The organism is Burkholderia sp. 22088 (genome assembly GCF_052045915.1).
Lineage (GTDB): Bacteria > Pseudomonadota > Gammaproteobacteria > Burkholderiales > Burkholderiaceae > Burkholderia > Burkholderia cepacia.
Genome location: NZ_JBQEPY010000006.1, coordinates 96,929 through 121,805, shown reverse-complemented (window position 1 = coordinate 121,805; position 24,877 = coordinate 96,929). Strand labels below are relative to the sequence as shown.

At 69.7% G+C, this 24,877-nt stretch carries 12 protein-coding genes and 2 pseudogenes; 12 read left to right on the top strand and 2 right to left on the bottom strand.

The genetic code is table 11. The annotated features are described in order from the left end of the window. Positions 1-88 precede the first annotated feature (88 nt). The 10 genes and pseudogenes from ACTJLD_RS13330 to ACTJLD_RS13285 all read left to right on the top strand — a co-directional run. Complete coding sequence (locus tag ACTJLD_RS13330) at positions 89-4,498, top strand: amino acid adenylation domain-containing protein (protein ID WP_440658984.1); 4,410 nt, start codon at positions 89-91, stop codon at positions 4,496-4,498. Further along, entirely contained in the window at positions 4,495-9,969 is a 5,475-nt protein-coding gene (locus tag ACTJLD_RS13325) for an amino acid adenylation domain-containing protein (protein WP_440658983.1), read from the top strand. Before ACTJLD_RS13330 ends, ACTJLD_RS13325 begins: the two co-directional genes overlap by 4 nt. After that, positions 9,966-11,018: a Gfo/Idh/MocA family oxidoreductase gene (locus ACTJLD_RS13320; RefSeq protein WP_060086199.1), complete on the top strand. Its 1,053-nt coding sequence runs from the start codon at positions 9,966-9,968 to the stop codon at positions 11,016-11,018. The genes ACTJLD_RS13325 and ACTJLD_RS13320 overlap by 4 nt, the downstream gene beginning before the upstream one ends. Further along, positions 11,015-12,736 (top strand): ABC transporter ATP-binding protein, encoded by a 1,722-nt coding sequence (locus tag ACTJLD_RS13315; RefSeq protein ID WP_440658981.1) that lies wholly within the window; start codon positions 11,015-11,017, stop codon positions 12,734-12,736. The genes ACTJLD_RS13320 and ACTJLD_RS13315 overlap by 4 nt, the downstream gene beginning before the upstream one ends. Continuing rightward, complete coding sequence (locus ACTJLD_RS13310; RefSeq protein ID WP_440658980.1) at positions 12,733-14,499, top strand: ABC transporter ATP-binding protein; 1,767 nt, start codon at positions 12,733-12,735, stop codon at positions 14,497-14,499. The genes ACTJLD_RS13315 and ACTJLD_RS13310 overlap by 4 nt, the downstream gene beginning before the upstream one ends. Before the next feature lie 212 nt (positions 14,500-14,711). Further along, positions 14,712-16,835: a TonB-dependent siderophore receptor gene (locus ACTJLD_RS13305; RefSeq protein ID WP_440659143.1), complete on the top strand. Its 2,124-nt coding sequence runs from the start codon at positions 14,712-14,714 to the stop codon at positions 16,833-16,835. Beyond that, the gene (locus ACTJLD_RS13300) at positions 16,835-17,098 is read left to right on the top strand and encodes a hypothetical protein (protein ID WP_027789648.1); all 264 of its coding nucleotides are present in this window, start codon (positions 16,835-16,837) and stop codon (positions 17,096-17,098) included. The genes ACTJLD_RS13305 and ACTJLD_RS13300 overlap by 1 nt, the downstream gene beginning before the upstream one ends. A 1-nt stretch (position 17,099) precedes the next feature. Beyond that, on the top strand, positions 17,100-18,611 hold the full coding sequence (locus ACTJLD_RS13295) for a PepSY-associated TM helix domain-containing protein (RefSeq protein WP_440658978.1): 1,512 nt from the start codon (positions 17,100-17,102) through the stop codon (positions 18,609-18,611). Between the two features lie 22 nt (positions 18,612-18,633). Next, positions 18,634-19,878, top strand: a complete 1,245-nt coding sequence (locus ACTJLD_RS13290) for an MFS transporter (protein WP_027789646.1) — start codon at positions 18,634-18,636, stop codon at positions 19,876-19,878. A 1-nt stretch (position 19,879) separates the two neighbouring features. Beyond that, positions 19,880-19,957 (top strand): annotated as a pseudogene (locus ACTJLD_RS13285) (biopolymer transporter ExbD); the annotation flags it as partial. Between the two features lie 57 nt (positions 19,958-20,014). Here the strand turns inward: ACTJLD_RS13285 and ACTJLD_RS13280 are convergent. Then, on the bottom strand, positions 20,015-20,782 hold the full coding sequence (locus ACTJLD_RS13280; protein ID WP_440658977.1) for a hypothetical protein: 768 nt from the start codon (positions 20,780-20,782) through the stop codon (positions 20,015-20,017). 232 nt (positions 20,783-21,014) lie between these two features. On the opposite strand from ACTJLD_RS13280, the pseudogene ACTJLD_RS13275 reads away from it, so the two are divergent. Together ACTJLD_RS13275 and ACTJLD_RS13270 are read left to right on the top strand one after the other, a co-directional pair. Continuing rightward, positions 21,015-21,795: pseudogene (locus ACTJLD_RS13275) on the top strand (Lnb N-terminal periplasmic domain-containing protein). A 67-nt stretch (positions 21,796-21,862) separates the two neighbouring features. Then, positions 21,863-23,236 (top strand): HdeD family acid-resistance protein, encoded by a 1,374-nt coding sequence (locus ACTJLD_RS13270; RefSeq protein WP_027789645.1) that lies wholly within the window; start codon positions 21,863-21,865, stop codon positions 23,234-23,236. A gap of 117 nt (positions 23,237-23,353) precedes the next feature. Here the strand turns inward: ACTJLD_RS13270 and ACTJLD_RS13265 are convergent, their stop codons facing one another. After that, positions 23,354-24,694 carry a helix-turn-helix domain-containing protein gene (locus ACTJLD_RS13265; protein ID WP_440658976.1) on the bottom strand — a complete coding sequence of 447 codons (1,341 nt, stop codon included), beginning with the start codon at positions 24,692-24,694 and terminating at the stop codon, positions 23,354-23,356. Between the last annotated feature and the right edge of the window lie 183 nt (positions 24,695-24,877).

Sequence of the window (24,877 nt, the reverse complement as noted above, 5' to 3'; positions counted from 1 at the left end):
CTCATGGGCGTGAATGAGATAGATTCTCATTCACGGGTGGCCGCCGCCGCGCGGATCCGCCATCGAACGACCCATACAAGGCGTGCCCATGAGCCAGACCGCTGTCGATTCAACCATCGATCATTCCGATCCTTCCTGTTTTTCTCCCATTGCCTTTCGCTCGCAGCTCGTCGCGATGATCGCGGCGCTGCTCGACGAGCCCGTCGACGAAATCGCGTCGCTCGACGATGACGAGGACCTGCTGAGCTGCGGCCTCGATTCGATCCGGCTGATGTATCTGCAGACGCGCGTGAACCGGCTCGGCTACGCGCTGACGTTCGATGCGTTCGCGCGTACGCCGACGCTCGGCGCGTGGGCCGAGCTGCTCGCGAATGCGCCGCGCGGCGCATCCGCGGCGCCCGACGTCGAGGCCGCAGAGGGGGGCGATGTCGACGTGCATGCGCTGTTCGACCTGTCCGCGGTGCAGCAGGCGTACTGGCTCGGCCGCGGCGACGGTGAAGTGCTCGGCAACGTGAGCTGCCACGCATTCCTCGAGTTTCGCAGCCGCGCGATCGATCCCGTTCGTCTCGACGCGGCATGCCGACTCGTGCGCGAACGCCATCCGATGCTGCGTGCGCGCTTTGCCGGTGGCCGCCAGCAGATCGTCGCGGCACCGGAGGCGCCGGTGTTCGCGCATGCGGACTGGCGCGACCGGACGCCCGCCGAAGCGGAAACCGAATGGGTGTCGCTGCGCGCGTTCCGGTCGCACGAATGTCTCGACGTCGAGCACGCGCAGGTCTTCATGATGGGCCTCGCGCAGATGCCCGGCGGCGAGGATCGCGTGTGGCTGAGCGTCGACCTGCTCGCGGCCGACGTGGACAGCGTGCGGCTGCTGATGCAGGAGATCGGTGCCGCGTATGCCGAGCCGTCGGCGTTGCCCGACGCGCCGTCGACGTGGTTCCCGATCTGGCTCGCGCGTCGCGCGGCCGATACGCGCGATGCGCGGGCCGCGGCGCGCGACGCATGGCAGGCGCGGCTCGCGACACTGCCGGAAGGGCCGGCGCTGCCGCTCGCCCGTGCGCCGGAAACGATCCGCGCGCCGCGTTTCAGCCGCGTCACGCATACGCTGAGCACGGCCGAACTGACGCGCCTGCAGGCGCGGGCCGCGCAGCATGGCGTCACGCTGTCGTCGGTGTTCGGTGCGGCGTTCGCGGCGGTGCTCGCGCGCTGGAGCGGCCGGCAGGCGTTCCTGCTCAACGTGCCGCTGTTCGACCGGCACGGCGATGCGCCCGATCTCGGCCGCGTGATCGCCGATTTCACGACGCTGCTGCTCGTCGAATGCGACGTGCGCGCCGACGCGAGCGCGGCCGACACGGTACGCGCGTTCCAGCAACGGCTGCACGGCGCGATCGCGCAGGCTGCGTATCCGGCGCTCGACGTGCTGCGCGATGCACGCAGGCAGGGTGCGCCGCGCGCGGCGCCCGTCGTGTTCTCGTGCAATCTCGGCGACGCGCCGTTCGTGCCCGACGCATTCGCGCGCGTGTTCGGCGATCTGCACGACATGATTTCGCAGACGCCGCAGGTGTGGCTCGATCACCAGCTCTATCGCGTGCCGGACGGCGCGTTGCTCGCATGGGACAGCGTCGACGGCCTGTTTCCCGACGGGATGGTCGATGCGATGTTCGGCGCGTATGTCGCGCTCGTGCAGGCGCTGTGCGATCGCGACTGGCGGCTGCCGATCGCGGTCGAGCTGCCGTCCGCGCAGCGACGCGTGCGCGATGCGCTCAACGCGGTGCCCGCTCCCGCGCGGCCGCGCACGCTGCATGCCGACTTCTTTGCATCGGCCGCGCGCGAGCCGGCGGCCGTCGCATTGCGGTGCGCCGAGCGCGTGGTGACGCGCGGCGAACTGGCCGCGCAGGCGCTGGCGATCGCGGGTGGCCTGCGTACTGCCGGCATCGGTCACGGCGATGCCGTCGAGATCAGTCTGCCGCGCGGGCCGGAACAGGTGGCCGCGGTATTCGGCGTACTGGCCGCCGGCGCGTGTTACGTGCCGCTCGACATTGCGCAGCCGGCCGCGCGCAAGACGCTGATCGAACGCGCGGCCGGCGTGAAGGCCGCGATCGGCGACACGGCGCACGCGGATGCGCCGCTGCCGCGTTTCGATGTTGCATCGCTGATGAAACATGCGCCGCTGGCCGCGCCGCTCGCGGTGGCGCCGCAGGCCACCGCGTACGTGATCTACACGTCCGGTTCGACGGGCGTGCCGAAGGGTGTCGAGATGACACACGCGGCGGCGCTCAACACGATCGACGCGATCGATGCACTGCTCGGCGTGCGTGCGCAAGACCGGCTGCTCGCGGTATCGGCGCTCGATTTCGACCTGTCGGTGTACGACCTGTTCGGCGTGCTCGGTGCCGGCGCCGAGCTCGTGCTGCCGACCCAGGACGATGCGCGCGACGCGGCGCGCTGGATCGACCTGATCGCGCAGCATCGCGTGACGCTGTGGAATTCGGCGCCCGCGCTGCTCGAAATGGCGCTGGCGGTGCCCGCCGCGGCCGACGCATGCCGCAGCGTGCGCGCGGCGCTGCTGTCCGGCGACTGGATCGCGCTCGACCTGCCGGCGCGCCTGCGCGAACGATGCGGCGACGCATGTGCGTTCCATGCGCTCGGCGGCGCGACCGAGGCCGGCATCTGGTCGAACGTGCAGACGGTGCGCGACGTGCCGCCGCACTGGCGTTCGATTCCGTATGGCCGGCCGTTGCCGGGGCAGGCCTATCGCGTCGTCGATGCCGACGGCCGCGATGTGCCGGATTACGTGCCGGGCGAACTGCTGATCGGGGGCGACAGTCTCGCGCGCGGCTACCGGAACGATCCCGAGCTGACCGCGCAGCGCTTCGTGCAGCACGCGTCGGGCCGCTGGTATCGCACGGGCGACCGTGGCCGCTACTGGCCCGACGGCACGCTCGAATTCCTGGGGCGCGAGGATCGCCAGGTGAAGGTGCGCGGGCACCGGATCGAACTGGGCGAGATCGAGGCCGCGCTGGCCGCGCATCCGCAGATCGACGGTGCGTGCGCGAGCGTCGTGAATGGCGAAGTTGCGCGCATCGTCGCCGCGTTCGTGCCGGCCGATTGCGTTGTCGCGTGCGTTGCCGATGCCGCGCCGTCGTCGCTCGCGGAGGCCGACCGGGCCGATACGGTTGAGGCGGAAGCGGCCGTTGCGCGCGCCGTCGCCGATCGGCTGCTCGATGGCGGCGCGGGCCTGCCGCCGTCGTTGCGTGCGCACCGGCACGCGAAAGGCGATGCGTCGATCTCCATCGACGGTGCGCTCGATCGGCTCGACTGGTATGCAACCGATCTCGACGATCTGACGGCGTCGCTGCGCGCGCTCGCAGCCGATCCGGATACCGCCGCGCAGCGCGTACCGCTGGACCCGTGCGTGGCACCGCTTGCGTTCGCGACGCGTTTGCCGGACGGCGCCCGCGCGCTGCGCGAGTTTGCCGGCGCGCTGGAGGCACAGGCCGCTGCGCGCACGGGTGTGCTGCGGGTCGCGGTGGTCGACGCCCGCGCCGGGCAATGGTTCGAAGCGGGCCTCGGCGTGCTCGACGATCCACGTTTCGACGTGACGCTGTTCGACGTGTCGCCGGGGCTGCTGCATACCGCACAGGCACGCTTCACACTTACGAGGCCCGCGCTTCAGACGATGCAGGACGGCTTGTTCCCCGCGCGGCATCTCGGCGAATTCGATTGCGTGATCAGTTTCGCGGCGGCACACCTGCGCGACGACCCGCGCGATACGTTCAGGATCGCGGCCGCGTTGCTGGCGCAAGACGGCCGCCTGCTGTTCGCCGACGTGCTGCGCGACTCGCCGCTGCGTGAACTCGTCGCGAGCGTGGCGGGTGATGCGTCGTTGCCGCGGCCGTTCACGCCCGATGCGATCGCCGCCGCCGCGCATGCGTGCGGTTTTACGCTCGACTCCCGAAGCTGGCGTTCGAACGCATTCGCGTGCATCGACGCGCGCCGTGCCGGCGAACCGGCCGCGCAAGCGGCGCTGGCCGACTGGCTGCGCGACCGCTTGCCCGACGCGATGCGCCCCGATGCGCTGTGGTGCATCGCGCGCTGGCCGCTCAACGCGAACGGCAAGATCGACCGGCGGGCGGTGGGCGAGGCGCTCGCGCGCGCGCTCGGCGACGCACCGGCCGCCCACGATGCATTCGTGCCGGCCGACGAACGGCAGGCGACGCTGCTCGCATGCTGGGAGCACGCGCTCGGCCGCCCGGCGAACGCGCGCGACGCGACGTTCTTCGCGCTCGGCGGCGACAGCCTGCTCGCGACGCGCCTGCTCGCGCAACTGCGCGAGCGGCTCGGCGTGCGGGTCGGGATGGCGGCGTTCTACCGGCAGCCGACGCTCGCGGGTCTCGCCGCGCAGCTCGACGAGGCCGCACTGGCCGCGCCGGCCCTGCAAGCCTCGCAGGCCGCCGGCGACACGCCGGTTGCGACGATCGAGGAGGGCGTGCTGTGAGCTTCGATGACGTGCTCGATCTTTGCCGCGAACGCCAGATCGAACTGTGGTGCGACGACGGCGGCCAGTTGCGCTATCGCGCGCCGGCCGGCGCGCTCGATGCGGACCTGGCCGCGCGCATCAAGGCCGAACGCGACGCGTTCGTCCGCTTCCTGCAGGACGGCGCATGGCGCTGCGATCCGGTGCGCCGGCACGAGCGGTTCGCACTGACGCCGGTGCAGGCCGCGTACGTGCTCGGCCGCCACGAGTCGTTCGAGTTCGGCGGCAATGCGTGCCATCTGTACGTCGAATACGGCGAGCCCGCGAATCTCGACTGCGTGCGCTTCGAGGCGGCGTGGAACGCGTGCGTCGCGCGGCATCCGATGCTGCGCGCGATCGTCGAGGACAACGCATGGCAACGCGTGCTGCCCGACGTGCCGTGGCAGCCGCTCGCGGTGCACGACCTGCGCGATGCCGATGCGAATGCATTCGACGCGCACGTGAAGCGCGTGCGCGAGCGTCTCGACCATGCGGTGCACGCGCTCGACCGCTGGCCGGTGCTGCAGCCGGAAGTGAGCCTCGGGCCGGACGGTGCGGTGCTGCACCTGTCGGTCGATTTCACGCTGATCGATTATGCGAGCCTGCAATTGCTGCTCGCCGAATGGCGGCGCCGCTACGACGACCCGCAGTGGCAGCCCGAGCCGCTCGACGCGACGTTCCGCGACTACGTCGTCAATGAAGCCCATGCCGGCACGCGCGCGGATCATGCACGCGACAAGGCGTGGTGGCTTGCGCGCATCGACGATCTGCCGCCGCGCCCCGATCTGCCGGTGGTGCCCGCGATGCCGTCCGGCGCACGGCCGCGCTTCACGCACCGGCATGCGCGGCTCGATCGTGCGCAATGGGCCGCGCTGAGCGGCCACGCGAGCCGCTTCGGCTTGAGCGCGGCGAGTGTCGCGCTGGCCGCGTTCGCCGAAGTCGTCGGCCGCTGGAGCCAGTCGCCCGCGTTCTGCCTGAACCTGACGGTGCTGAACCGGCCGCCCGTGCATCCGCGCATCGACGCGGTGCTCGGCGATTTCACCGCGCTGAGCCTGCTCGCGGTCGACGCGACGCACGGGCGCGATTTCGTCGAGCGTGCCCGCACGATCGGCGCGCGGATGTTCGACGACCTCGACCATCGTGCGTTTACCGGTGTCGACGTGATGCGCGAACTCGCGCGACGGCGCGGCAAGGATGCGGCGCTGATGCCGGTGGTGTTCACGAGCGGCATCGGCAGTGTCGGCCGGCTGCTCGGCGAGCACGCGGCCCGCGCCGAGCCGCCGCGCTACATGATCAGCCAGACGCCGCAGGTGTGGCTCGACTGCCAGGTGACCGATCAGTTCGGCGGCCTGGAAATCGGCTGGGACGTGCGTGACGACCTGTTTCCGGACGGGATGCCCGCGGCGATGTTCGACGCGTACGTCGCCCTGCTGGGCCGGCTCGCCGCCGACGCGGCGTGGTGGTCGCGCGCGGGCGACATCGTGCTGCCGTCCGCTGCGCCCGCCGCCGGGATCCATCCGGATGCGGATACGCACATCGCGGCCGGCTTTGCCGCGCAGGCGTTGCGTACGCCCGATGCGCCGGTGGTGATCGATGCGCAGGGGGCGCGCACGTATCGCGACGTCGCGCAGCACGCGGCGGCGCTGCGGTCGGCGCTCGAGCAGGCCGGCGTCGCCGCGGGCGATACCGTCGCGGTGCTGATGCCGAAGTGCGCGCACCAGCTCGTGGCCGTGCTCGCGATCGTCCAGGCGGGCGCCGCGTACGTGCCGGTCGACAGCCGCCAGCCGGCGCTGCGGCAACAGGCGATCCTGCGCAATGCGCGGGTGCGTGCGGTCGTCAGTGTGCAGGCGCTCGGGTTCGAACACGACGGGTGCGTGCGCATCGATGTCGATGCAGTGCCGGTCGATCCGCAATGGCCGCCGCGCGCCGCGCGCGACATTCCCGGCGACGCACTCGCGTACGTGATCTATACGTCGGGCTCCACCGGCGAACCCAAGGGCGTGATGCTGAGCCACGCGGCCGTCTGTAACACGCTGGCCGACATCAGCGCGCGCCATGAAGTCGGCGACGGCGACGTGGTGCTCGGCCTGGCCGAGTTGAGTTTCGACCTGTCCGTCTACGACTTCTTCGGCGCGACCGCGCGCGGCGCGTGCATCGTGTTGCCCGATCCGGCGCGCGGCAACGATCCGTCGCATTGGGCCGCGCTGATGGCGCGCCATCGCGTGACGCTGTGGAATTCGGTTCCCGCGCAAGGGCAGATGCTGATCGACTACGTCGAAAGCGAACCGGCGCTCGATGTGCCGGGCCCGCGCCGCGTGCTGTGGTCGGGCGACTGGATTCCGGTGACGCTGCCCACCCGCTGGTGGCGGCGCTGGCCCGACAGCGCGCTGTTCAGCCTCGGCGGCGCGACCGAGGCGTCGATCTGGTCGATCGAGCATCCGATCCGTCCGGCGGACACGCAGCTGGCCAGCATTCCCTACGGCCGCGCGCTGACCGGGCAGACGATGGAGGTGCTCGACGCGCTCGGCCGGCCATGCCCGCCGGGCGTGCGCGGCGAGATCCATATCGGCGGTGTCGGGCTGGCGACGGGTTACGCGAACGATCCGGTGCGAACGGCGGAACGCTTCATCCGTCATGGCGACGGGCGGCGACTCTACCGCACCGGCGATCTCGGCCGCGTGCGCGCCGACGGTTCGCTCGAATTCCTCGGGCGGCAGGACGATCAGGTGAAGATCCGCGGCTACCGGATCGAGCTGGCCGAGATCGACGCGGCGCTGACCGCGCATCCGCTCGTCGGCGCGGCCGCGACGATCGTGCTCGGCGACGGCACGGAGCGCCGGCTCGCGAGCTTCGTGTCGCTGCACGGCGCGGAGCCGCCGCAGCAGGACGACGCGCTGCACGAGATCGCGGCGCACGTGCGCACGGCGTTCGACGCCGCGCGCTGGCCCGCGCATGCGGACGTGGCGCGGTCGGTTGCCCGGCTCGAAGCGGCCTGCGTTGCATCGCTGGCAGCGTGGATCGTGCCGGCAGGGGCGCTGACCGAGGAGGCGGCGACGGACTTCGCGACGTTGTGCGAACGGTTGCGCGTGCCGGCGGCGCGACAGCATCTGCTGCGTCACTGGCTCGCGATGCTCGACCGGCACGGCGTGCTGCACGCGGATGCCGAAGGCGGCTGGCGCAGGCGGCCCGATGCCGGCCATGCCGATGCGCATGCCTGCTGGGACGCGTTTGCGCAGGATGCGTCGCCCGATCTGTGGCCGGCTGTCCTCGTCGACTACTTCCGCGACAGCGCGGGATGCATCGACGTGCAGGTGGACGGCACCGTGTCGCCCGCCGGCCTGATGTTCCCGGAAGGCGCGTCGCATATCGCCGACGCGATGTACAGCGACGGCGAACATGCGCGGGCGCTACATGACGGAATGGCACAGGCGGTGCGTGCGATCGTCGCGCGCGAGCCGCAGCGCCCGTGGCGCATCCTCGAGATCGGCGCGGGTACGGCCGCTGCGACGCGTGCGATCGTCGACGCGCTCGCGCCGCTGGTCGAAGCGGGCGCGCGGATCGACTACCTGTTCAGCGACGTGTCGAGCTATTTCCTCGCGGCGGCGCGCGAGCGCTTCGCCGCGTATCCGTGGATGCGGTTCGAGCGGTTCGACATGAACGCGGCGCTCGACGCGCAGGGTATTGCGCCGCATTCGATCGACATCACGATCAGCTCCGGCGCGCTGAACAATGCGCGCGACACGGTCGCGCTGGTTGCCGGATTGCGTGCGCTGTCGGCGGCCGATGCGTGGTGGGTGATCCAGGAACTGACGACCGAGCATCCGGAGATCAGCATCAGCCAGGGGTTGATGATGGAAACGCCGCACGACGCGCGCGTCGAATCGGCGCGTCTGTTCGTGCCGCGCGCGCAGTGGCTCGAATGGTTGCAAGAGGCGGGCGGCGATCGCGCGCTCGGTTGCGTGGCACCCGGCACGCCGCTCGACGCACTCGGCTACGACATCCTGCTCGCGCACGTGAAGCGCGGTGCGGCGCGCATCGCGCCGGACGCGCTGCTGGCATGCGTCGCGGAGCGCGTGCCGGGCTACATGGTGCCGTCGCAATTGCGCGTGCTCGACCGCCTGCCCGTGACCGCGAACGGCAAGATCGATCGCCGCACGCTGGCCGGCATTGCCGACATCCGCGAACCGGAGCCGGCGGCCGCCCGGCCGGCTCACGCGCAGGCCGCCGCCGATCCGCTGCTGGCGCGGCTGATCGGCTTGTGGGAAGCCGTGCTCGATACGCGCAACGTCACGCCCGATCAGGACTTCTTCGCCGCGGGCGGCGATTCGCTGCTGATCGCGCAACTCGTGTCGCGGCTGCGCGGCGAGGAACCGCTCGCGCACGCGCATCCGTTCGACCGGTTGCTGCGCTGGGTGCTCGCGCAACCGACGCCCGCCGCGTTCGCGCAATGCCTGCGCGACGCGGATGCGCAGCCGTCGGGCAGCGCATCGCCGGGTGCGCCGGCCGCCCCGCGCAGCGCGCACGTTTCGGCGGTCGTCCATGCGCCTGCGCCGCGCGTGCGCGCCGGCGTGCGGCCGATCCCGCTCGCGCCCGGCGACGGCGTGCCGCGCGTGATCGTGCACGAAGGGCTCGGCACCGTGCATGCGTATCGCCCGGTCATGCCGGCGCTCGCGCGGCTCGGCCCGGTGCTCGGCTTCGCGGTGCGCGACGCGCAGGACTATCTCGACCTGCCGGCGCGCCACCTGAACGCGACGCTCGGCCGGCGCTATGCGGATGCGCTGTGGCGCACCGGCGTGCGCGAGGTCGACGTGCTCGGCTACTGCTCGGGCGGGCTGGTCGCGCTCGAAATGGCGAAGTCGCTGGTGCAGCTCGGCGTCGAGGTGCGCACGCTCGACATCGTGTCGAGCTACCGGATTCCGTACCTGATCGAAGACGAGCGGCTCGTGCTGTTCAACTTCGCGGCGACGCTCGGGCTGCCGCTCGACGCGCTCGGGTTTCCGGAAACGTACGTGCTGGCCGACGCACTCGCCGACGCATTGAAGGCCGACCCCGCGCGTCTCGCGCCCGGCAGCCTGCAGGCCCAGCTGGAGATTTTCGGCGACCGCTGCGAGCCGCTCGACACGTTGCGCCGCCGCGTGCTGCGCGCGGCCGCCGGATTGTCGATGCAGGACGAGGTCGCGCATCCGCTGTTCGACGAGCGCGAACGGCTGTACCGGCTCTTCATGCATTCGGTGCAGGCGAGCCACTGGGCGGGCGACGCGCCGTACGCGGGTGCGCTGCGGCTGTTCGTGCCGGAGCGTTGCAACCCGCTGATTCCGCAGCAGCGCGCGGCGCTCACCGAATACTGGACGGCGCAGGCGCTCGGCGGCATCACGTCCGTCGACATCCCCGGCGGTCATTTCGACTGCCTGAACGCCGCGTTCGTCGACACCCGCCTGAAGGAGGCGCAATGAAGGCTCATCCGCTGCCGGTCGTCGTGGCCGGTTCCCGCTTCGGCCAGTTCTATGCGGCGGGCCTCGCCGCGTCCGGCACGTATCGCGTCGCAGGCATCCTGGGGCAAGGCAGCGCGCGTACCGCCGCGCTGGCCGCGCGCGTCGGCGCGCCCGTGTTCGACCGTCCGGAAGCGTTGCCCGACGACGTGCGCGCTGCGTGCGTCGCGGTCGGCGGCGCGGCGCGCGGCGCCGACGGGGCCGCGCTCGCGTGCCGGCTGCTCGAGCGCGGGATCGACGTCGTGATCGAGCATCCGCTGCTGCCCGACGAATGGGACCGCGTGCTGCGCACCGCGTCGCGTCACGGCCGGCGCTGCCTGCTCAACAGTTTCTATCCGAACCTGCCGGTCGTCTCCCGCTTCATCGCCGTCGCGCGACGGCTGCGTGAAACGAGCGCGCCCGTGCATGCGGATGTCGTGTGCTCGGTGCAGGCCAGTTACGCGGCGCTCGACGTGCTCGCCGCCGCGCTGCAGGGCGTGGGCCCGTGGTCGGTCGAGCCGGTCGGGCCGGCACTGTCGTCGATGCGCGAATGCGCGATGGTGCTCGCCGAAACGCCGGTCTCGCTGCGCGTGCACAACGAGATGGCGGCGGCCGACGACGGCCGGATGAGCATGCTGTTCAGCATCACGCTGACGACGGACGCCGGCACGTGGACGCTCGCGTCGCCGCATGGCCCGCTGTGGTGGGCGCCCGCGCTGCGCGAACCGGCGACGGACGACGACGGGCTGTTCCCGATCTTCGGCGACGCGGCGGGCGACGACATGCCGAGCATCCAGATCTGCGACGAAGCGCGCGATACGTGGGGCGCGATTCATGCCCGCAGCTGGCCGCAGGCGGCCGTGCGCGCGGTCGACCGGCTCGTGTCGGGCGAAGGGCTGCACGCGTGCAACCAGCGCAGCATCGACGTGGCGCGCGTCTGGCAGCAACTGACGATGCAGCTCGGTTTTCCGGAGCAGCCGCCGGGCGACGCGTGCGCGGCCACGCTCGGCATGCTGCTGGAGCGTGCCGCATGAAGGGGCCGTTGCTTTCGATGTTGCGGCCGTTCGCGGCGCCGCTTGCGGCGGCGGTCGTGCTGCAGGCGCTGGCGGGTGTCGCGTCGCTCGTGCCGTGGCTCGCGCTCGGCCGTATCGCCGACGCATGGCGCGCGACGGCACAGCTCGACGCGACGGCGCGCGGCTGGCTCGTCGCGGCCGTGGTGGCCGGCGTGTGCTGGCTGGGCGGCCAGACGGTCGCGCTGCACCTGACGCACCGTGTCGACGCCGATCTCGCCGACCGCTTGCGCAGGCGGCTCGCCGATCATCTGCAACGCTTGCCGCTCGGCTGGTTCGCGCGAGCAGGCAGCGACCGCGTCGCGCGTCACGTCGACCAGGACGTGCGTGCGCTGCACCAGCTCGTCGCGCATGCGCCGGCCGACGTCACGCAACTCGTCGTCGTGCCGTGCGCGGCGCTGGCGTGCCTGCTTTACCTGAATCCCGTGCTGCTCGCCTTTGCGCTGATCCCGCTCGTCGCGGGCGCCGCGCTGTTCCGCTGGATGCGCTCGGCGCGGTTCGCACCGGCCATTGCGGCGCGCAATGCGGCACTCGAACAGCTGATGGGCGATTACGCGCAGCTCGCGCAGAACCCGGCGCTCGTGCGGCAGTATCCGGGCGCCGGCATCGAGGCGGCCGCGCTCGCGTCGACCGGGCGCTTCGACCAGGCGTTTTCGGCGTGGGTCGGCCGCGTCGGCGGGCCCGGTGCCTGCACGCAGGTGCTGCTCGGCACGCCGTTCCTGCTCGCGTGGGTCGTGTTCGGCGCGACCTGGCTCACGGCCGGCCGCCTGCCGGTCGGCGAACTGTGCGCGTTCGCGCTGCTGATCTGGGCGGTCGCCGCGCCGGTGCGGGCGCTCGGCCACGGTGCCGACGCGTTGCGCGAAGCGCGCGCGGCCGCTGCGCGCCTCGATGCGTTGCTCGCCCAGCCGGGCCTGCCCGAGCCGGCCGACGGCGCGGCACAGGTGCCGCGCGATGCGTCGATCGAGCTGCGCGGCGTGAGCGTCGACATCGACGGCGCGCCGATCCTGCGCGACATCGACGCGACGGTCGCGGCGGGCACGACCACCGCGATCGTCGGGCCGTCGGGTGCGGGCAAGAGCACGCTGCTGATGCTGCTCGCGCGCTTCATGGATCCCGACCGCGGCACGGTGCGGCTCGGCGGCGCCGATCTGCGGCTGCTCGCGCCGGACACGCGGCGCGAACAGGTGGCGATGGTGTTCCAGCAGGCCGCCGCGCTCGACGTGTCGATCGCCGCGAACATCGCGCTTTACCGGCCCGATGCCGATCACGACGCGATTCGTGCGGCCGCGCGCGCGGCCTGTCTCGACGAACGCATCGATGCGTTGCCGGGCGGCTACGGTTGCGTGTGCGGGCGCGACGTGCGGCTGTCCGGCGGCGAACTGCAGCGGCTGGCGATTGCGCGTGCGCTGCTGTCGACGGCGCCGCTGTTGCTGCTCGACGAACCGGCGTCGGCGCTCGATCCGCAAACCGGGCGCGCATTGCGCAATGCGCTGCGCGGCGACGCGCGCACGCGCGTGATCGTCAGCCACGATCTCGACGCGATCCGGCAGGCGGACCAGATTCTCGTGATGGATCGCGGCCGCATCGTCGAGCGCGGCACGCATGCGGTGCTGCTGGCCGCGTGCGGGCTGTATGCGCGGCTGTGGCGCGAACGCGGTGCCGCGGACGGGGAGGCCGCATGATGATGAAATCGCTCAAACGTTTGCGGTGCCTGCCATCCGGCACACGCCGCGCGCTGTGGCGCGGGGTCGGCTGGGCGATGGCGGCCGCGTTGCTCGACGGCGCCTGCGGGTTGCTGCTCGTGCCGTTGATCCGCGCGTGGTTCGCCGGCGCGCAGGCAGCCGTGTTGCACTGGACGATCGTTCTCGGTGCGCTGACCCTGTGCCACGCATTCGTGCTGTACGTCGCGCAGCGCGGCGGCTATCGCGCGGGCGGCGCGCTCGCGGCCGGTCTCGTCGAACGCCTCGTGCGGCACCTGCCGCGCATCGCGTCGTGGCAGGCCGTGCGCGACAGTCATCCGGCCGGGTTGCTGCGCGGGCCGGTCATGCAGGCGATGGGGATTCCGGCGCACCTGCTCGGGCCGCTGATCGGCGCGGTCGTGACGCCGCTTGCGGTCGTCGCCGGGCTCGCGTGGATCGACTGGCGCATCGCGCTGTGCCTCGCGGCAGCCGCCGTGTTGCTGTTCGCACTGCTCGAGCGCGGCGGCACGCGCACCCTTGCGTTCGAGCAGGCGCGCGCGTCCGGCGATCGCGACATGGCCGTGCAGCTTCAGACCTTCGCCACGCACCAGGGGCTGCTGCGCTTCGCGGGCCGGGAAGGCGACGCGCGCGCGGCGCTGCAGCACGCGTTCGACGCGCAGCATCGCCGCACGCGCGCGCTGATGCGCCGCTCGCTGCCGATCGAACTTGGCTTCGCGGGCGCGGTGCAGGGCGTGTTCGTCGCGATGCTGGCCGGCGGCGCATGGGCCGTCTCGGCGGGCCGGCTCGATGCCGCGACGGCCGTGGCGGTGCTCGTGCTGCTCGTGCGTTTCATCGAACCGCTCGCGCAGCTCACGCAGCTCGACCAGGCGTTGCGCGGCGCCTGGCGCGCGCTCGACACCGTGCTCGCGGTGCTGCATGCGCCGCGTTTCGACAGCCCCGACCGCGGCACGCCGGTACACGACGCGAGTGTCGACGCGGTGCGCGTCGGCTACCGTTCGCCCGCCGGCGCGACGCTGCTGGACGGCGTCGACCTGCATTGCCCGGCGGGCGGCTTCGTCGCGATCGTCGGCCCCACGGGCGCCGGCAAGAGCACGCTGCTCGGCCTGCTCGCGCGGCTTGACGATCCGGGCGCCGGGCGCGTGCTGCTCGGCCGCGCCGATGTGCGGCACCTGAGCGAGGCGACACTCGCGGCGACGCGCAACCTCGTGTTCCAGGACAACGGGCTGTTTCGCGGCAGCCTCGCGTGGAACGTGCGGATGGGCCGCCCGGATGCGACCGATGCCGAACTGCGCGACGCGCTCGACGCGGTCGGCCTGCTGCGCGACGCCGAGCGCTTGCCGGACGGGCTCGAATCCGACGTGGGGCCGGGCGGCCAGTTGCTGTCGGGCGGGCAGCGCCAGCGGGCGTGCCTGGCGCGCGCGCTGCTGTCGCGTGCGCCGGTGCTGATGTTCGACGAGCCGACCGCGAGCCTCGACGAATCGAGTGCGCGGCGCGTGCGCGACAGTCTCGTCGCGCTGCGCGGGCAGCGCACGCGCATCGTCGTCACGCACCAGCCGGCGCTCGCGGCGGCCGCCGACACGATCGTCGTGCTCGATGCGGGCCGCGTACGGGCGACCGGCACGCACGCGCAGCTCGTCCAGGCCGACGCGTGGTACGCGACTTTCGCCCGCGCCGGGCAGCTGCCCGACGGCCTCGCACCGGCCGAAACGATCGCGGAAGCCCGGCCGGCCGAATCCGAACACTGACGTGAACAATGCGGGCCGGCGTGCCCGGAATCGATAGGAAAAGCCCCTCGATCGAAAAATGGCCTGCCGGTTCTATTTGATAATGAGAATGATTATCAAGTACGGGGGCGTGAATGCGGTACGAGGTGCTGGAACCTGGGAGATCGATGACGAAGGGCGCGCGCGTCGCCCGTTTGGGGCGAGGGCGCTGGCGCCCGTCGCTGTATCTCGGCCTGCTGATCGCCGCGCATCCGGCGGCGGCGTTCGCCGATGCGGCGCCGGCGGCCGGCGCGGAAGTCCGGAAGGAGGAAACGACCGCCGTGAAGCCTGCCGCGGGCGAGCTGAAGGCGATTTCCGTGACCGCGTCGCGCGGCGTGGCCGACGATCCGGCCGTGGCGACGGTCGGCAAGATGCCGCTGGCGTTGCGGGAGATTCCGCAGTCGGTCAGCGTGACGACGCGCGAACGGATCGACCAGCAGAACCTGTACTCGCTCGACGAGGTGATGCAGCAATCGGCGGGCGTGACCGTGCAGCCCTACGTGCTGCTCACCACCGCGTATTTCGTGCGCGGCTTCAAGGTCGATTCGTTCGAATTCGACGGCGTGCCGGTGGTGATCGGCGACATGGCGAGCGCGCCGCAGGACATCTCCGTGTACGAACGCGTGGAGATCCTGCGCGGCGCGAACGGCCTGCTGCACGGCTCGGGCAACCCGGCCGCGACGGTTAACCTCGTGCGCAAGCGGCCGCAGTACCAGTTCTCCGCGAACGCGAGCGTGAGCGTCGGCAGCTGGGACCGCTACCGCGCGGAAGCCGACATCGGCGGCCCGCTCAATGCGGCCGGCACCGTGCGCAGCCGGCTCGTCGCCGCATACGAGGATCGTCATTTCTTCTACGACCGCGCGAAACAGGACACGCGCTCGATCTACGGCATCACGGAAGTCGACGTGACGCGCGACACGCTGCTCACGTTCGGCGCGCAGTACCAGACGACGCGCTCGGTGCCCGACATGTCCGGCGTGCCGATGGCGCGCGACGGGTCGAGCCTCGGCCTGTCGCGCTCGACGTTCCTCGACACCGCGTGGGGCCACTTCGACTGGGACACGACGCGCGCGTTCGCGTCGGTCGAGCAGAAGCTCGGCGCCGGCTGGAAGGCGAAGGTCAGCGGCGAATACCAGAGCGTGCGCTCCGACCTGAAATACGCGGGCTCGTACGGCGCGATCGATCCGTCGACCGGTGCGGGCGGCGCGCTGACGGGCGGCGCGTACCGGTTCAGCAGCTACAGCCGCAGCATCGATGCGAACGTGCAGGGCCCGGTGCATGCGTTCGGGCTGACGCACGACCTGCTGTTCGGCGTGACCTACGCGAACAGCAGCAGCGGGCAGATGTCGGCGCAGCTGCTCGGCAACGTGGCCGGCATGCCGGTGAACGTCTACCGCTGGAACCCGAGCAGCGTGCCCGAGCCGGGCGTCGGCCCGTACCAGCAGTCGCAGCAGAACGACGTGTCGCAGAAGGGCGTGTACGGGCTCGGCCGCATCAAGCTCGCGGAACCCGTCACGCTCGTGCTCGGCGGCCGGATGAGCTGGTGGAACCAGGACAGCCTCGGCGCGCACTACAACACCGGCCACCAGTTCACGCCGTACGGCGGGCTGATCTGGGATTTCGCGCGCGACTGGTCGTGGTACGCGAGCTATGCGGAAGTGTTTCAGCCGCAAACCAAGTCGATGTGGGGCGGCGGCATCCTGACACCGGTGAAGGGACGCACCTACGAGACGGGCGTGAAGGGCGAACTGGCGGGCGGCAAGCTGAACGTGTCGCTCGCGGCGTTCCGCATCGATCTCGACAACAATCCGCAGGTCGATCTCGCGCATCCGTGCGCCGGGCCGAACTGCTACTACGTGAACGGCGGCAGCGTGCGCAGCCAGGGCTTCGAGTTCGAGGCGAACGGCCGCATCACGCCGTGGTGGAGCGTGTGGGCGAGCTATACGTACGACACGATGCGCTATGCGGACAACCTCGCGAACGCGGGCACATTCGCGCCGCTGCTGAACCCGCGCCACCTGTTCCGGCTGTGGACCAACTACGACCTGCCGTGGCAGGAACGGCGCTGGAGCGTCGGCGGCGGCGTGCAGGTGCAGAGCAATTACTCGGCGCAAGCGAACGGCGTCACGATGAGCCAGGGCGGCTACGCGCTCGCCAGCGTGCGGCTCGGCTATCGCTACGACAAGCACTGGAGCGCGGCCGTCAACGTGAACAACCTGTTCGACCGCAAGTACTACCTGAGCCTGAGCCAGCCGGGCTGGAACAACCGCTACGGGGAGCCGTGCAACGTGATGCTGACCGTGCGCGGGCAGTTCTGATGGCGGGCGGCTGGGGGACGCGGGCGGCGCTCGCGATCGCAGGCGTGCTGCCGGGCGCGGTCGCGCTGGCGGTCACGCTGGCCCGTCATTACCCGGCCGACGGCCTGAACCGGCTCTACGCGGCGGTGCTGCTGTCGCTGGCCGCGGGTGTCGCCGCGCTGCTGTGGGTGCTCGTCGCGCCCGGGCGGCGGCAGGCCGCGTGGCGCGCCTGCCTGTGGCTCGCGGTGCTCGTGCCGTGCGCGATGTTCTGGGGAGGGCGCTGACATGGACGCTTCATCGCGTTCGCGCTGGCGCGCGCTGCATTGCGGCGCCGGTGCGCTGTTCGGCGTGGTGCTGTTCGTCGTGCTGTTCAGCGGCACGTGGAGTCTCGCGACCGATTCGATGCAGGGCTGGTGGCGCGCGCCGCCGGTCGCCGTCGCGCGGCCGGCGCTGCCGCTCGATGCGCTCGTCGCGCGCGCGGCGGCGCTCGGCGTGCCGTTGCGCGATGCGCGCATCGTGCTGCCGCAACCGGACGATCCGGCGATCCGTTTCTGCGACGCACGCCAGGCCTGCACGCTGGCGCTCGACCCGGCGACGGGCGAGCGGCTGGCCGACGGCGGACGCGCGGCGTTGCTCGTCACGCTGCACAAGACGCTGTTCGCGGGCTTTCCCGGGCGGATCTTCGTCAGCCTGTGGGGGATCGTGCTGCTCGTGCTCATCGTCGCGGGCCTGGTCGTGCATCACCGGCGCTGGCCTGCTGCCGCGCGCATCCGGCGCGGCAGCGGGTTGCGCGCCGCGCTGTTCGACCTGCACGCGTGGATCGGCCTGTGGGGCTCGCCGTGGCTCGTGCTGTTCGCGTTCACCGGCGCGTTGTCGGGGCTGGGCGCGCTCGGCACGGTGTCGCTTGCGGGCGTCGCGTATCCGGGGCAACCGCAGCGCGCGTTCGCCGAACTGCTCGGCGGGCCGCCGCCGACTGCCGCCGGCGGCGCGTGGCAACGCGCGCCCGATCTCGAGGCGCTGCTGCGGCGCGATGCGGCGCGCACGCCGGATTTCCGGCGCGAAGCCGTCGTGTTGCATCGGTGGGGCGACGTGAACGCGCGTGTCGAGATTGCCGGGACGACCGCCGGCCTGCCGAGCACGGCGCTGTTCGAGCGTCACCTGTATCGCGCGGTGGACGGGCAATGGCTCGCGGACGCCACGTCGCGCGGCCGAGGCTTCTGGTTGCGCGCGTTCATCGCGGTGCAGCCGCTGCATTTCGCGCAATACGGCTGGGTCGGTGCGATGGGCGGCGTGCTGCGCGTGCTGCATTTCCTGATGGGACTTGCGGCGTGCGCGCTCTGCGCGACGGGGCTGCATCTGTGGATCGAGCGGCGGCGGGCGCAGCACGACCGCTCGGCGAACGTGCTGGCCGCGGTCGCCGTCGGCGCCTGCGGCGGGCTGGTGCTGGCGGGCGGCGTCCTGCTGCTCGCGGGGCGTGCGCTGCCCGCCGGCGCGCACGTCGACCACGTGCTCGCGATGCTGTTCTGGGCCGTGTGGGGCGGCGCGTTCGCGCTCGCGGCCTGCGTGGCCGATCGCGCGGCCTGGCTGCGCACGCTGATGCGTGCGGCCGGCGCCGCTTACGGGCTGGCTGGGGCGACACATTGCGCGATCGCGCTGCTCGGCGCGGGCGAACCCGTGTACTGGCCGATCGACGCGGCCCTCGTCGCGTTCGGCGCATTGCTGCTGCGTGCCGCGCGCCGTCCGCGCCGCGATGCGATACGGCCCGCGCGTGTGCCGGCCGGCGCCGAACCTTTTTAATTTCATGCAACTGGAGACTTCGATGCGCGATCTGCTCGAACATCGCCGCCTGGTCATCACGATCACGCTGCTTTACCTGTCACAGGGAATCCCGATCGGCATCGCGATGGATGCGATGCCGACCCTGCTGCGCCACGACGGCGCACCGCTTCATGCACTGGCGTTCCTGCCGCTCGTCGGTTTGCCGTGGGTCGTGAAGTTCCTGTGGGCGCCCGTCGTCGACAACCGTTGGTCGCCGCGCATCGGCCGGCGGCGCAGCTGGATGCTGCCGATGCAGACGCTCGTGGTGCTCTGCCTCGGCAGCCTCGCGCAGATCGGGATGACCGTCGCGACGGCCGGATGGGCGGTCGGCCTGCTGGCCGTCGCGTCGCTTGCGAGCGCGACCCAGGACATCGCGAACGACGGGATGGCCGCCGAGCACTTCAGCGGCGACACGCTCGCGAAGATCAACGCGATCCAGATCGCGGGCGTGATGATCGGCTTCTTCGGCGGCGGCGCCGGCACGTTGACGCTGATCGGCCTGTTCGGCCAGCGGGCCGCGTTTCTCGCGCTGGCGGCCGTGCCGCTCGCGAGCCTGGTTTGCGTGCTGTGGGTGTTGCCGCGCGATGCGGATCGTGCGCGCGCGAAGCCCGAGCATGATGCGAGCCTCGTCCGTTTCGCGAAGCGGCCGCGCTCGTGGTCGCTGCTGTCGCTCGCGCTGCTGTCGGCGATGACGGCCGTATCGGGCTTCGGCCTGTCGAAGCTGTTCCTCAACGACGCGGGCTGGACGCTCGACGCGATCGGCAAGCTCGGCATGGCCGGCGGCATCGTGACGGTCGTGCTCGGTTGCGGCGGCGGTGCGTGGCTCGTGAGGCGGCTCGGGTTGTGGCGTGCGTTTACGGCCGGCGTGAGCTGTGCGGGCGCGGCCGCGCTGCTGTGGTTCGCGCAGGCGGGCGGGTGGCTGCCGGTGTCGCCGTCGTGGGCATGGCTGTGCACGGTACTCGGTTCGCTGGCGACCGGGATCACGTCGGTGTCGATCATGACGGCCGGCATGCGCTTCGCGGGCGGCAGCGACCAGGCCGGCACCGACGTGACGGCCGTGCAGAGCACGCGCGACCTCGGCGAGCTGATCGCGTCGTCGACGATTCTGTCGCTCACCGCGAAGGTCGGTTATACGGGCGGGTTTCTCACGGGCGCCGCGCTGGCGGTGCTCGCGGCGCTGATCGCGATGCGGCTGAAGCGGCGCGAGTCGGCGTATGCGGTGAAGGGGGATGATGCGCTGGCGTGACGCCGCGGTACTGGCGTCGGCGCAACGCGTAGGCGCGACGAAGATCGGGCTGACGGGTAACGAGCAGTATGTGCAGTAGCGGAGTGAAGGCGGCGGGTGCCGGAATGTGTTTCCGGTGCAGGCCGGGAATGCTCCGTCACCGAGAGCCGGCAGGCTGCACGGGGCGCGTCGAGAGGCCAACGTGTGGGCCGCCGATTCCATCGGCATCCGTGAGAACGTGATTCGTTCGCTGGGGATGATCGTCTGGTCCGGGTATTCGCCTGGGTTTCTCCACCCTTTGCACCGCACTGCGTTTTGAACTGGAATCGATATAAATCGCGGAAAAGGTGCCGCGACGCATACTCAGGATTGCTCGCAGTCGCGGTAGCGTGTGATGAACGGCAGGATCAAGGTCGGACGGATACGCATCGGTGCGATATGCGCCGCATGCAAAGGCATCAAATATGTCCCACGCAAAAAGCGATAGATCAAGGTTTGCCAGTCGAACCAGTCGCTTCAGAAATGCGAAGCTGACGGCAAGGTCGAATCTGCCGTTGAGGAAGAGCCACGCGATGTCGTGAGCCAACTCATCAACGATATCGCGGGAGGCTCGAAATCCGGAGGCCTCGTCGGTCTCGATGCAATGTTCCGCCGAGCAGCGCGCCGTTTGACATCCACGAATGGCCTTGTGCATGAATGATCCGATTCTGTCGGGGCAGTGGAATTGTCGTCGGAGTGACGGGGGAACGGCTTGTCGTACTGCAGGAGACGCCGGGAGTCTCTCCGGCGAAACTTCGTCATGCTCGTGGCGCACGACCTGATTGTTCAGCCGCGATCGATCGGAATTTTTCAAAAAAACGAGAATATTTAACGAAACTCCTTCGTCGGGTGACGGCATAAAATGGGCCGCCTGGGTATCGATCATTGAGGGCTGAATCGAACGCCACATCGTGATGTGCGGATGAGTCGTTCAAGGCGAGGCGCGGTTTCGGCTATCGGGAAGGATGGGGGCGACCGTATATCGATCGTATTGACATGACTGGTTCGACGACGACTTTCCGCCCATTCGTGCCGTTTTCAGTGGGCCTGCGCACACACGTGGCGTTTTCCGGGAGCGGCGGCGGGTTACCGCGGCCGGTTGCCGTGACGGAACGGGAATGAGTCCGCTGTCGTCGCTGCTGCGCGTTGCGCGCGCGCCGGCCGTGTGGGCGCCGGAGTACGCGCGTGCCGCCCGGATCGAATGGGGTGGGGCGCAGGTCACCGTGCGCGATGTGCGGAACTTCAGATATCGCACACGCGACGACTGCATGCCGGCGTACTACGACGCAACGTTCGCGCTCGAATCGGTGACGACGGTCGACCTTGTCGTGTCGCGCTGGACCAACGAAGCGATTGCCCACGCGTTCCTGAGTTTCGGCCTGAGCGGCGGCCGTTATATCGCGATCTCGATCGAGACGCGCCGGCGGCACGGGCAGCGCTACTCGCCGTACAAGGGTTTCTTGCCGCTGTACGACCTCGTATACGTCGTTGCCGACGAGCGGGATTTGATCGGCGTTCGCACCGATGTGCGCCGGGAACGCGTGTACTTGTTCCGTGCGCGTCGCGTCCGAGACCGCACGTGCATTGTTTGAGGATTACCTGCGGCGCGTACATGCGCTCGAACGCCATCCGGAGTTCTACAACACGTTGCTCAACAATTGCACGACGAATATTTTGCACCACGTCAGATCGGTTGCCCCTGACGTCGGATACAGCTGGAAGGTGTTGCTGAGTGGTTATGCGGACCGATACGGACATGAGCTCGGCCTGCTCGACGATTCCATACCGTTCGATGCGCTGAAGTCGGCAAGCCTGATTCAGCGCGCTCCCGGCGCGATGATCGATGGCGATTTCTCGGCGGCGATCCGCGCATCGCTACCGCTCGCACGGAACAAATGAACCCATGCCTGGCCACCGGCCTGCGACGACTCGCGCACCGTGGCCGGCGACGACGAGGGAGCGGAACATGGTGAGACTGGTCATGCTGTTGCTGGGTGTGGACTATCTGCGCAAGCGCGCGAAAGGAATTGTCTGGATCGGCATCGTATGGGTCATCGCGGGGCTCGTCGTGTTCGTCGATGCGCTCGACGGCGCAATGCACTTTCCGGTCACGCTCTTTGCGTGGTTGTGCCTGCTCGAAGGTGGGGCGACGCTGGCCGTCGCATGGACCGGCGTCGGCGGGCAACGCGCATTGCGCTACGTGAAGGGAGTCGCGGTCGTGGCCGCGTCGATGCTGATCTTTGCCGGACACCATCACGGCAACCTGATCCTGTCGATGATTTTCGGCGCGTTGTTCCTGGTCGACGGGGCACTGCAGTGCGTATCCGCGTGGATCGTCCGGTATCGTCGCTGGAGGATCGCACTCGGTTGGGGGGCAGTCGAGATCCTGATCGCGGTGTTTTTCTTTCAACCGTACCCGACCCACTACGTGGGCACGTTGCCGTACTGCCTTGGCCTGTTCCTGATCTTCGGCGGCACGAACATGCTGGCGCTGGCGGCCCGCGTGCGGCGTCTCGAACGCAATCCGGCATTCAGCGTGTCACGCTGGTCTGCATTGTTTCCCGACGTCGCATCGGAGGCACGCACGAGCCCGTTCGATCGAACCGAATGGGACGGCCCGCCGGCCGATCACGAGCGTGCGCTGACCGTGCATGTGTGGACGCCGACGGGTTCGTCGAAGGCGCCGGCACAGCATCATCCGGTGGTCGACCGCTACATCGCCGCGGTCGACGTCAACGGCAACATTTCGACCGGGCATGCGGCGCTCGAGTCGCCCGAGGGAATCTACATCAGCCTGTATCCCGCCGCCGAAATCGACCGTTCGCCATCGGAGTTCGGCCGTATCCTGCGCGCAACGCGCGAAAACGACGTGCCCGGCACGTTTCAACCGGACTATGCAACGGAGTCGCGCGCGTGGTGTCCTTCCACGATACGCGTGCGGATCCGCAATTACGATCCGGCGAAGTTGCGCGCGTTCTGGGAGCGTTACCGGATCGATACGACGTACAACCTCACTCACCGTAACTGCTCGAGCACCGTTGCCTATGCGCTCGAGGCGGCGATCGACGGTGCGGTGGGCCGACTGCACGGCGGCAGTACGGGGTGGGGCAGTTTTCTGCGAGTGCTCGTCACGCCCGAACTGTGGGTTGCCGCGCAGATTCGCAAGCGTGCGGTGACGATGGCGTGGACGCCGGGCCTCGCGCTCGACTATGCGCGTGCACTGAGCATGCTGGCCGATCCGCGTCCGTTCGCGTGGTGGAAGGCAGCAGGGGTTGCCGCAAGCCGGCTGTCGCAACAGCGACGTGCATGGCGTGCGCAGGACGCGGGCACCGCGCAATGATGCGGCATACGGATTGCGCTCCGGCCACGCCTGGGAAAAAACATAAGGATTCCGCCGAAATGCGCGCGACTCGCGATGTTCGAATGGCGTGGTGCCGTGACGGCGGTGCGATGCGATTTATCGGCTGTCGTCGTCGCCTGCCGGTACGTGACCCGACAGTCGAAGTTGACGCGGCGTGACGCCGTAGTACCGCTTGATCTGCGTCGTCAGATAGCTCTGGCTGCCGAACCCGCAATCGAGCGCGATCGACAGGATGCTCGTCGACGTATGGCACAGCAGCCAGCGTGCGCGTTCCAGGCGGCGTTCGATCACGTACTGCATCGGTGTACGTGAGAATCGCTCCTTGAACGCCGCGATTGTCGCGTGCTCGCTCAGGCCGGTGTATCGGGCGATGTCGGCAAGGCTGATCGATTTGCCGAGCGAGGCATCGATCCAGCGATTGATGGACGTTTCATAGAGGATGTCCGGACGCTCGCGGATGTTTCGACTGACGTCCTGAGCGCTCGGATTTCGACGGTACGTTGCGCTCGGTGGCTCTCCGAATCGCTGGTGGTACAGGCGAACGAAGCGCAACGACGGCGCAAAGCCGTATGCACGCAGCACGCCGACAAAACCGGTGCCGATATCGACGGCCAGCGCGCGGTGAACGGCGCGAAGACGTGCGTCGAGGATGATGTCCCTCGAATGTTTGCCGGTCAGGCGCCGGATGCCGTTTTCCAGCGTGTTCGTTGCACATCCCAGCGCATAGGCAACCGTGCTGAGCGTTGCCCAGCGTGTCGGGTCGGCTTCGATCGTCGCAACCGCGGTACGCGCGAGGTGTTCGGGCGCGTGGCGATCGCTCAGGACGACGTCGCTGTAGTTGTTCTTGTGGCCGGTCACGACGAGCTTGAGCATGTGCTCGTACAGCGAGCGTATCGCGATATCAGGGGATGGCGACATCAGCATCATTCGACGCAGGCAATCCGCGGACGCGTTCCATTGCGTGGCGAGATCTTTGGCCAGCGGCGACAGGTCGAACTGGATGAGTTCGTCGAGCGGGTGGCCGAGCCAGTGTCCGACAAACTCGTTGACCTCGGTGACATCGAGGATCACGGCAATGTGGTGCAGCCCCTCGGGTCGTGACAGGCACGTTGCGTCGCTCGCGGACGAAACAGGCATCACATCGCCGATGGCGCATTGCGCGACCGAATTCCCGCTCGAGTAAGTCGATCCGCCGTTGATGCACGACGAGAAGAGATAGTTGGGGCGGGGGCCGCCCGACTGAAAATGAAACGGTATTTCGAAATTGCCATCGTAAACCGCGAGCCCGTTCCATTGCTGGCCACTGACAGTGACGTCCCGATTGCTGGCGTGACATGCACGAAAGCGGTTCTCCGTATAGGTCGCCACGAGAAAATCGGAAACCTCATCCGGGTCATTACTGTGAAAGCGATGCGTTTGGATTGGCGATTCACTCATCATGATGGCCAGTTCGAATGTTTTTTCTTGATTGAATATTAATGGGGGTCAATCAATGTCGGGAGCAATGCGGTTTCCGGCCGACATCGTAGGGAAAAGCCGGTCGCTCGATAAGCTGCCGCGCTGTATACGGGGTATACGACCGGTTACGCCGACTATGCATACGGAACCTGCGTGTGGTGA

Excerpts from the sequence above, each read along its gene's own strand:
- ACTJLD_RS13265 (WP_440658976.1), bottom strand. The coding sequence starts at position 24,694 with ATGAGTGAATCGCCAATCCAAACGCATCGCTTTCACAGTAATGACCCG.
- ACTJLD_RS13315 (WP_440658981.1), top strand. The coding sequence starts at position 11,015 with ATGAAGGGGCCGTTGCTTTCGATGTTGCGGCCGTTCGCGGCGCCGCTT.
- ACTJLD_RS13295 (WP_440658978.1), top strand. The coding sequence starts at position 17,100 with ATGGACGCTTCATCGCGTTCGCGCTGGCGCGCGCTGCATTGCGGCGCC.
- ACTJLD_RS13330 (WP_440658984.1), top strand. The coding sequence starts at position 89 with ATGAGCCAGACCGCTGTCGATTCAACCATCGATCATTCCGATCCTTCC.
- ACTJLD_RS13280 (WP_440658977.1), bottom strand. The coding sequence starts at position 20,782 with ATGATCGATACCCAGGCGGCCCATTTTATGCCGTCACCCGACGAAGGA.
- ACTJLD_RS13290 (WP_027789646.1), top strand. The coding sequence starts at position 18,634 with ATGCGCGATCTGCTCGAACATCGCCGCCTGGTCATCACGATCACGCTG.
- ACTJLD_RS13300 (WP_027789648.1), top strand. The coding sequence starts at position 16,835 with ATGGCGGGCGGCTGGGGGACGCGGGCGGCGCTCGCGATCGCAGGCGTG.
- ACTJLD_RS13320 (WP_060086199.1), top strand. The coding sequence starts at position 9,966 with ATGAAGGCTCATCCGCTGCCGGTCGTCGTGGCCGGTTCCCGCTTCGGC.
- ACTJLD_RS13270 (WP_027789645.1), top strand. The coding sequence starts at position 21,863 with ATGGTGAGACTGGTCATGCTGTTGCTGGGTGTGGACTATCTGCGCAAG.
- ACTJLD_RS13310 (WP_440658980.1), top strand. The coding sequence starts at position 12,733 with ATGATGATGAAATCGCTCAAACGTTTGCGGTGCCTGCCATCCGGCACA.